The 4,954-nt window shown below is 49.6% G+C and carries 3 protein-coding genes and 1 pseudogene; 2 read left to right on the forward strand and 2 right to left on the reverse strand.

Translation table 11 applies throughout. The features are described 5' to 3' along the window. Positions 1–50: 50 nt before the first annotated feature. Positions 51–140, forward strand: a pseudogene (locus tag HMPREF3178_RS29285) (IS1 family transposase); the annotation flags it as partial. 63 nt (positions 141–203) lie between these two features. After that, positions 204–1,351, forward strand: a protein-coding gene (locus HMPREF3178_RS01870) for an IS3 family transposase (RefSeq protein WP_094030713.1) whose coding sequence is annotated in 2 segments (ribosomal slippage) — positions 204–441 and positions 441–1,351 — 1,149 coding nt in all. Because the reading frame shifts where the segments join, the coding sequence is not laid out codon by codon here. Positions 1,352–1,583: 232 nt separating this feature from the next. On the opposite strand, the gene HMPREF3178_RS01875 is transcribed toward HMPREF3178_RS01870, so the two are convergent. Beyond that, the gene (locus tag HMPREF3178_RS01875) at positions 1,584–2,717 is read right to left on the reverse strand and encodes a glutathione-independent formaldehyde dehydrogenase (RefSeq protein WP_022651297.1); all 1,134 of its coding nucleotides are present in this window, start codon (positions 2,715–2,717) and stop codon (positions 1,584–1,586) included. Positions 2,718–3,175: 458 nt separating this feature from the next. Next, positions 3,176–4,711: a sensor domain-containing diguanylate cyclase gene (locus HMPREF3178_RS01880; RefSeq protein WP_306424453.1), complete on the reverse strand. Its 1,536-nt coding sequence runs from the start codon at positions 4,709–4,711 to the stop codon at positions 3,176–3,178. Positions 4,712–4,954: the final 243 nt, after the last annotated feature.

Consider the following 4,954-nt stretch of genomic DNA (forward strand, 5'->3'; position numbering starts at 1 on the left):
TGCTGCCAACTTACTGATTTAGTGTATGATGGTGATTTTAAGGTGCTTGCGTGGCTTCCATTTCCATCAGATGTCCTTCCTGCTCCGCGACTGAAGGCGTGGTGCGTAACGGCAAAAGCACTGCCGGACATCAGCGCTATTGAATCGCCACGGGTTTAACAGACACCTCCGAGTCATTTAAGATGGCTTAAAGAGAGGTGCCCATGAGCGGTAAGCGTTATCCCGAAGAGTTTAAAATTGAAGCAGTCAAACAGGTTGTTGATCGCGGTTATTCTGTTGCCAGCGTTGCAACACGTCTCGATATCGCCACCCACAGCCTTTACGCCTGGATAAAGAAGTACGGTCCGGACTCATCCACTAATAAAGAACAGTCAGATGCTCAGGCCGAGATCCGCCGGCTCCAGAAGGAGCTGAAGCGGGTTACCGACGAACGGGACATATTAAAAAAAGCCGCGGCGTACTTCGCAAAGCTGTCCGACTGAGGTACGCCTTTATCCGTGACAACAGCAGTTGCTGGCCTGTTCGTCTGCTCTGTCGGGTGCTGGATGTTCATCCCAGTGGCTTTTACGCCTGGCTTCAGCAGCCGCATTCTAAGCGCCACCAGGTAGATCTGAGACTGACGGGACAGATTAAACAGTTCTGGCTGGAGTCCGGTTGCGTTTATGGTTATCGCAAGATCCATGTGGACTTGCGGGATAGCGGGCAACAGTGCGGAGTGAACAGAGTCTGGCGACTGATGAAGCGTGTCGGGATAAAGGCCCAGGTCGGGTACCGGAGCCCGCGGGCACGCAAAGGCGAGGCCAGTATCGTGTCGCCCAACAAGCTCCAGCGACAGTTCAATCCGGATGCTCCGGATGAGCGTTGGGTAACGGACATAACCTACATCAGGACTCACGAGGGCTGGCTGTATCTGGCCGTGGTTGTTGACCTGTTCTCACGTAAAATTATCGGCTGGTCAATGCAATCCCGGATGACAAAGGACATTGTTCTGAACGCACTGCTGATGGCTGTATGGCGGCGTAATCCGCAAACAAAGGTGCTGGTCCACTCGGACCAGGGCAGTCAGTATACAAGCCATGAGTGGCAGTCATTCCTGAAATCACACGGCCTGGAAGGGAGTATGAGCCGTCGCGGTAACTGTCACGATAACGCGGTTGCAGAAAGCTTTTTCCAGTTACTGAAACGAGAGCGCATAAAGAAAAAGATCTACGGAACGCGGGAAGAAGCCCGCAGCGATATTTTTGATTACATCGAAATGTTTTATAACACTAAGCGTCGGCATGGGTCGAACAATCAGATGTCACCGACAGAATATGAAAACCAGTATTATCAACGGCTCGGAAGTGTCTAGATTATCCGTGGCGATTCATTAATAAATACGGAACAGATCAACCGCAGATGCCTCCTCCTGAATGTATTAATTTTGCTGTCTCGTCGGCAAAATCAGGGAACAAGTCTGGATATGGAAGCGCCTGGCAGCTGAAAGTATGAATAATAACACCCTGACAGGATATTTTATTGCACCCTGTCAAAAGTCATACATTCTTTCCCGGTTTTTGCTTTCTCATACCGGATAACTCTATTTAAGGCTTAAGGATAACCTTCGTCCATCCTTCATCCCGCTCATCGAAGTGCTTATATCCGGCAGGAGCCTCTTCAAGCGAAAGACGATGAGAAATTATTTTGCCCGGACTGGCTTTATCGTGATGGATGAGGCGAGACAGCTGACGGTTATAGGCCTTAACGTTCGCCTGGCCGGTACGGATTGCCTGTCCTTTAAACCAGAAACTCCCAAAATCAAATGGCATCTTACCCTCTCTGGCAAGCTCCGATTCAGCCCCCGGATCCTGAGGAATAAAGACGCCAACCACACCAATTCCCCCGGTTGCTTTCGTCGACGCAACAAGACTGTTCATGGTGACAGAGTTATCTTCATGGCCATGTTTGTTACAGCACTGATAGCCAACACATTCGCAGCCACAATCCGTACCGCGTCCATCCGTCAGGTCGAGAATTTTTTGTACAGCTTCATCGCCAGTAGCATTGATGCCCGTCGCCCCCATTTTTTCAGCCAGAGCCAACCGGTCTGTGTGCGTATCAACCACAAACACCTGTGAAGCACCTTTAATGATCGCCGAATGAGCTGCCATCAAACCGACCGGCCCCGCGCCATAAATGGCCACGCTTTCACCAGGCTTCAATCCTGCAAGTTCTGTTGCATGCCAGCCGGTAGGAAAAATGTCAGAGAGCATCACATAATCATCTTCTTTTTCTGCCGCATCAGGGGGAAGAACAAGGCAGTTAAAGTCGGCAAATGGCACCCGAAGCAGTTCCGCCTGACCTCCCTCCCAGGGACCCATTTCAGCAAAACCATAAGCTGCGCCTGCCGTACCCGGATTGGTAGTGAGACAAAAGCCGGTCAGACCTTTTTCACAGTTTTCGCAAAAACCACATCCCACGTTAAACGGCAGACAAACATAGTCGCCCACCTTAATACGTTCAACGCCTGAGCCAATTTCGACCACTTCACCCAGGTTTTCGTGACCCAGAATCCGTCCCTGTTCAAAGCTGGTCCGGCCCTCATACATGTGCAAGTCCGACCCACAAATGTTGGTGGTGGTGATGCGGACGAGTACATCCGTGGGGCGGACAATTTTCGCATCCGGTACGTCTTTTACTTTTACATCATAAGGACCGTTGTAAATTACTGCTTTCATGATCTTCTCCTTCTTGCGTCCGGAAAGGAAATGCTGCCCGGCGGATTGGGGTATCAATCGAGTTTAGCTGCCTTAACAGATCTCGCGATCGGCGAAAGGACGATTAGGATGTTTCTTAACTAAGTGCATTGAAGTCTGTAAGACAGGTACTTACCGATGAAGGCTGCCTGGAAAACGTAAAAACATCACACGTTAATCCGGTTTTTTTAAGCAGGCAAGGGATTACGGACAGCTTTGAGCGAGAAAGCTGACCTTGAATTTTAAAAACAGTTAAGTATCAAAATATCAATCAGGAAAAAGCCTGCACTCAAGGGAAGAACAAGGGCGTGGGGCTAATAAGCCATTTGTATGCGAATATTTAATATTCACAAGATCTGAATCGCCACGGATCATTTCAAAACCACCATCCTACACTAAATCAGTAAGTTGGGAGCATTATCGCGGGCACGAAGCCTCTGTCAGCGCGTATCATTTTTGGATGGGCACTCGGGTTGTTGATAGTTACCCGAATCGTAAGTACAAACCCGGTTCCGTCCAGAATTTTTGGCTTTATACATGGCTAAATCGGCCTGACGAAGCAGCTGTCTGAAATCTGCAGAGCAGTCAGATAGTGTGGCGATGCCAGCGGAGAGAGTTAAGTGGATGCCTTCCGCAAACGAGGTTTCCGCTGTGACGGTACGGATCCGTTCTGCCACTACACGTGTTTCGTTCAGGTTGGAGTCAGGTAGTAAAATAATGAACTCCTCTCCGCCAAAACGGCAGACAATGTCATTCTGGCGAGTCAGCAATCTCAGTATCTGGCCGAGGCTGATCAATACGGCATCTCCCACGTCGTGACCATAATGATCATTGATATGTTTGAAATGATCAATATCGATTGCGATAACAGAATGATTTCCAAGCGGATTGAGCGCCTTAATCTGTGTAGTGAAGCCTTTTCTGTTCAGCAGACCTGTAAGTGGATCGGTCATCGCCTCATTAGTCAGAAGGCTAACCTGCATGGTCATTGACGCCAGGTGCTGGCTTACAGCCTCCCTAAGACGCTCTGCTTCCTGATAGCCGGGTTCAAGCTGCGCCAGCTGCCGTAGCGCTGTTTCGCTGTCGGCCGTGCGGGTAAAGCTGGCCAGTCTCTCAAGCGGGCGGGATATTCTGGCAGAGAAATATATAACCGCGCAGTTAGCCAGGATGATAATGGCGAGGGTGATCCAGAAGGCGCTGATCATGGTTTCCTTAAGAATGCGAGATACATTGTCCGACGTTCCTGCAATGAAAACCTTCCAGTCAGCTTGCTGTAGACTAGCAAAACCGATGAGATGAGCCTTACCGGCATGATGATCGACAAAATGGCCGCTCTTCGCTTTTGACAGTAATGTTAGATGTGCCTGATGGACATCAAGCAGTCGCCCGACGGCGCTCGGGGCATGGCTGTAAATCAGGCGGCCGTCAGCAGCAACAATACTTACTTCTGCCTGATTACCGTAAAAATGCTGCCCAAGGATCTCACTGAGGATACTATGCTTTTTAAGATAAATACTTCCGCCAATATAGCCCTCATACTGACCCTGCTGCGAAAAAATGGGCTGGGAAAGAAAAACAATGTAGTTGCCCGTCGCTGAGGTGAAAGGCTGTGATATGAGGGGCTTGCGAGAAATGATTGACTGCTGGCTGGCAGGAGAATGCAACTGCATCCCGACCAGACTCAGACTCTCCGGAGACGTGGCAGCCACCACCGCATTCGCTTTGACGACCAGAACGGAGTTAAAAAAACCCGACTGCAGACGCAGGCGATCGGCTTCTGCCTGCAGTTGTTTCCGATCTTGAAAATCAACAATCAGACCTGCACTGTAGGCCAGTTCCTGCTGGGCTGTACTGAGATAACGGTCCGTTGTGTCAGCCAGTTTGCGGGCATAAGCGATGTTACCTTCCAGCAGGCTATTCTCAATATTTTCTTTCTGAACCAGAGTGAGAGCGCTCAGCAGCAGAATGGACGTCATCAGGACACCGCCAACAGACAGTGACAGCATAAATGTGCGTAAACGATAGCGTTTTCTTGGCATGATTCAGAGTCGCATGGAAGCGATGGGGTCAGTGTAGAGAATATCATGCCTGACTGAAACTCACTGCCGAAATTGACGACAGATACTAATTCTCTATTACCGATTCCTTTCACTGTAGTGTTGAGGGCGGCATCTTGCCCACACATGGGTTTTGTTGAATAAATCGAACTTTTGCTGAGT

Origin of the sequence: Klebsiella sp. HMSC09D12 (assembly GCF_001808475.1) — a bacterium.
In the GTDB taxonomy this organism is placed as follows: Bacteria; Pseudomonadota; Gammaproteobacteria; order Enterobacterales; family Enterobacteriaceae; genus Klebsiella; species Klebsiella oxytoca.

Excerpts from the sequence above, each read along its gene's own strand:
- HMPREF3178_RS01875 (WP_022651297.1), bottom strand. The coding sequence starts at position 2,717 with ATGAAAGCAGTAATTTACAACGGTCCTTATGATGTAAAAGTAAAAGAC.
- HMPREF3178_RS01880 (WP_306424453.1), bottom strand. The coding sequence starts at position 4,711 with ATGACGTCCATTCTGCTGCTGAGCGCTCTCACTCTGGTTCAGAAAGAA.